Source organism: Nonomuraea sp. NPDC051298 (genome assembly GCF_055586305.1).
Genome location: NZ_JBVJIM010000061.1, coordinates 1 through 4,383, shown reverse-complemented (window position 1 = coordinate 4,383; position 4,383 = coordinate 1). Strand labels below are relative to the sequence as shown.

The window sequence follows — 4,383 nt, the reverse complement described above, 5'->3', positions numbered from 1 at the left end:
TCCTCGCCGACCTGGGCGGGATCGTGGCCGGGATCTTCCGCGCCATCGAAGGCAGCGGCCCCAACGTCCTGGGCCTCTTCGGCAGCCTCCTCGACGGGCTGCACGCCTTCGTCGACTCCGCTCAGGGCCAGCAGGTCATCGCCACCATCTGGCAGGCCCTGCTCGCCATGGGCCAAGCCCTGCTGCCGGTCATCCAGGCGCTGGCCGGCGCGATCGCCGCCATCGCCCCGACCGTGGCCGATCTGGCCACCACCATCGGCCCCATCCTCGCTGGGGCGATCTCCGCCCTCGGGCCCGCGGTCGCCGCCGTCGGGCCGGGCCTGATCGCCCTGTTCCAGGGCCTCGGCCAGGCCGTCGCCGCGCTCGCCCCGGCGCTGCTGCCGCTCGGGCAGGCCATCGGGTCGGCGTTCGCCACGCTGCAGCCGCTGATCGCCGCCCTCGGGCCGGCGGTCGCCGCGATCCTGCCCGGCGTCCAGGCGCTCGCCGGAGCGCTGGCTCAAGGGCTGGCCGCGCTCGCGCCCGCGCTGGCCCCGGTCGGCGCCGCCATCGGCGCGATCGGCGCCGCGCTGGCGCCGCTGCTGCCCGTGCTCGGCCAGATGGTCGCGCTCATCGCCACGTCGCTGGCGGCCGGCATCCAGGCGGTGCTGCCCAGCCTGCAACTACTCGTCGCCTCCTTCGGCCAGGCGCTCCAGGCGCTGTCTCCGCTGGTGCCCCTGCTGACCGGGCTGGCCGCCAGTGTGCTGAACACGCTGGTCCCGGCGCTGGCGCCGCTGCTGCCGCAGATCGCCACCCTGATCACGCAGCTCGTGACCGGGCTCATCCCGGCCATCACGCCGCTGATCGGCGTGTTCGGCCAGCTCGTCCAGGCGGTCGCGCCGGTCCTCCTGCAGATCGGGCAACTCGCCGGTCAACTGCTGGGCGCGCTGCTGCCCGCGATCACCCCGCTGATCGGGGCGCTCGCGCAGATCGTGCCGGTGCTCGGCGGGGCGCTCGTGGAGGCGTTCAGCCAACTGATCACGGCGGTCGCGCCCCTGCTGCCGATCATCGTGGATGTGCTCGTCCCGTACTGGGGCGAGCTTGTCAACGCGATCACGCCGCTGCTGCCGATCCTCGCGGAGATGGCCGCGCTGCTGGCCGGGACGTTCGTGCAGGCGTGGGCCATGATCGCGCAAGCCTTCATCCCGCTCGTCCCGGTGATCGGCCAGCTCGCCCAGACCCTCGGGCAGGTCCTGCTGCAGGCGATGCAGGCCCTCGCCCCGCTGGTCATGGCCCTCGCCGGGGCGCTCGCGCAGCTCCTGCCGTCCTTCGCGCCGCTGATCGAGCTGGTCGCGCAGGTCGCGGCGCAGCTCGGCGGGATCCTCGTCCAGGGCATCACGCAGTTGGCGCAGGCCATCACCCCGGTGCTGCCGATCCTCATGGACCTGGCCAAGCAGATCGGCGCAGCGCTGCTCACCGCGCTGCAGGCCGCGGCCCCGGCGATCCTGTCGATCGTCACAGCGGTCGTGGGCCTGCTGCCCGCCGTAACCCCGCTGATCCCGATGTTCGTGCAGCTCCTGGCGTCGATCGTGCCGCTGGCGCTGCAGTTCCTGCCGCTCTTCGCCCAGCTCATCACCATGCTGGCACCGGTCGTCGTCCAGCTCGTCGGGGTGGTCGGGCAGCTCCTGGCCGCGCTGATGCCGCTGGTGCCGATCCTGCTGCAGCTCGCGATGCAGATCATCATGCCGCTGGTCCCGATCGTGCTGCAGTTGGTGCAGGCGTTCCTGCCGCTGATCTCGGCCATCCTGCCGCCGCTCGTGCAGCTCATCCAGGCGGTCGCGCCGATCCTCGGCCTGGTCGCGACCGCGTTCGGGCAGATCCTGCAGGCGCTCGCCCCGCTCCTGCCCCCGCTGATCCAGCTCCTGTCGACGATCCTCATCCCGCTGCTGCCGATCATCTCGTCCCTGGCCGGGCTGCTGACCCCGCTGATCGGGATTTTCGCCCAGCTCGTGACGGCTGTGACGCCGCTGATCCAGGTGCTGCTCAACCTGATCGTGTCGGTGCTCACCCCGCTGATCAGCATCATCGCGACCGTCATCGCGTGGATCGCCGAAAAGCTCGGGCCGATCTTCGAGTGGGTGGCCGGGGTCATCAAGGGCGCGATCGACAAGGTCGCCGAGGTCTTCGAGTGGATCTACAACCTGCTGGTCGGCAACAGCATCATCCCCGACCTCATCCAGGAGATCCGGGACTGGTTCCAAAAGGGCGTCGACTGGATCAAGTCGATCATCGAATGGTTTCGCGAACTGCCCGGCAAGATCGGCGAATGGCTCGGCGGAGTCCTCGACAAGGCAAAGGAGATCTGGACCAGCATCCGCGACGCCGTGGCGGAGCGCATCACCGCCCTCCGGGAGAAGATCGCCGAGGTGATCGCCGCCATCGGCCGACGCTGGACCGAGTTCTGGGACGGCGTCAAGAACTTCGTCTCCGACAAGTTCAACGAGATCAAGACCGCCGTCTCACAGCGCATCGACGACGTGCTGACGTTCTTCCGCGAGCTTCCCGGCCGGATCACCTCCGCGCTGGGCAGCCTGGGCGACACGCTGTGGAACGCCGGCCGGGACCTGATCTCCGGGCTGTGGAACGGCCTGCAGTCGATGTGGGGCTGGTTCAAGGACGCCATCTGGGGCTTCTTCAGCTCGATCATGCCCCAGTGGGTCAAGGACGCCCTCGGCATCGCGAGCCCGTCGAAGGTGTTCGCCAAGCTCGGCCGGGAACTGCCCGCCGGCATGGCGCTCGGCATCACCCAGGCGTCCGGTCTGGTCAAGTCCGCCATCGCCGGGCTGGCCACGACCGCGACCGTCGGCGTGGCCGGCGCGGGCGTGCCCGCGTACGCGGGAGGAGCGATGCCCGCGGGCGGCGGCGGAGTGGTGATCCAGAACCTGAATCTGTCGTTCGCCGACGACCGCGACATGTACGAGAAGGGCCGCGAGTTCGCCGAGGGCCTGTTCGAGTTCCAGCGACGGGGAGGAGCGCTGCCGAAGCCATGACATTGCCCACTTTGCTCGTCGAGGCCCAGTTCACGCTGGGCGTGTGGACGGACGTCACGCCCTGGCTGAAACTGCCGCTGTCCACCGGCCGGGGCTCCTCCCGGGTGCAGTCGCCGATCATCCGCTACAACCCGGGCAAGGCCACCGTCCGGCTGAACAACACCGACCGGCGTTTCGACCCGGCGCACCTGGCCGGGCCGTACGTGTCCGGCGGCCGGACACAGGTGCAGCCGATGCGGCCCGTCCGCGTCCGCTGCACCTGGAACGCCGTCACCTACAACCTGTTCCGCGGGTTCGCCGACCAGTGGGACGTGTCCTGGCTCGCCAACCCGGGCGGCGGCAGCCAGGGCTATTCGACCACGACGGTGCCCTGCACGGACGGCTTCAAGTACCTGCAGAACAAGAAGCGCCCGCCCACGATCATCGTCATCGGCGGGCAGCCGGTCACGCAGACGTACGGCGCCGGCGAGTTGTCCGGCGCCCGCATCGCCCGCGTCCTGGACTCGGCGAACTGGCCCGCGACCGACCGGGTCATCGCGGCAGGCAACAGCCCGATGCAGGCGACCGCGCTGACCGGCGACGCCCTGTCGGAACTGCAGAACGTCGCCGACTCCGAGATCGGCGAACTCTACATCGACGGCCAAGGCCGCGTCGTGTTCCGCAACCGGCACGCCATCCACACCGAGACCCGGTCGACGACGGTACAGGCCACCTTCGGCAACCCGGCCTCCGCCATCGCCCCGTTCGAGACCAAGCTCTCCTCCGACGACGCGACGCTCTACAACGAGGTCCTGGCCACCCGTGAGGGCGGCACCGTGCAGATCGCCGAGGACACCGCCAGCCAGGACGAGTTCCTCACCCGCACCTTCGACAGCCCCACCCTGAAACTCCAGACCGACGGCGAGACCCTGAACTGGGGGCAGTGGATCATCTACCTGTCCGCCGAACCGGAGACCCGCTTCGACGAGATCAAAATCCACTGCCACGCCGCGCCGACCGTGCTGTTCCCGCTCGTCCTGCCCCGCGAAATCGGCGACCGGATCCAGATCGTCCGCAGGCCGCCCGGCGGCGGCAGCCCGATCATCCGGGAGGCGTTCGTCCGCGGCATCGCCCACGACGTCTCCACCGAAAAGTGGATCACCACGTTCCAGCTCCAGTCCGCCCGCCAGTTCGGCAACTTCTTCACCCTCGACGACCCCGTGCTCGGTGTGCTCGGCAACGGCATCCCGATGATCTTCTGAGGAGGGGTGATGGCGACCGTCCCCAACCCGCGCACCTGGACCCCCACCGAGCAGGTGACCGCCGCGAAGCTGAACGTGGACGTCAGGGACTCGATCAACTTCTACAAGGCGCCGCC

At 69.9% G+C, this 4,383-nt stretch carries 2 protein-coding genes; both read left to right on the top strand.

Going from position 1 to position 4,383, the window contains the following annotated elements; all coding sequences use genetic code 11:
- On the top strand, positions 1 to 3,026 hold a 3,026-nt coding region (locus ACZ6S0_RS52875; protein ID WP_465928748.1), incomplete at its 5' end, for a hypothetical protein.
- Complete coding sequence (locus ACZ6S0_RS52870) at positions 3,023 to 4,267, top strand: hypothetical protein (RefSeq protein WP_465928746.1); 1,245 nt, start codon at positions 3,023 to 3,025, stop codon at positions 4,265 to 4,267. The genes ACZ6S0_RS52875 and ACZ6S0_RS52870, both read left to right, overlap by 4 nt.
- Positions 4,268 to 4,383 lie beyond the last annotated feature (116 nt).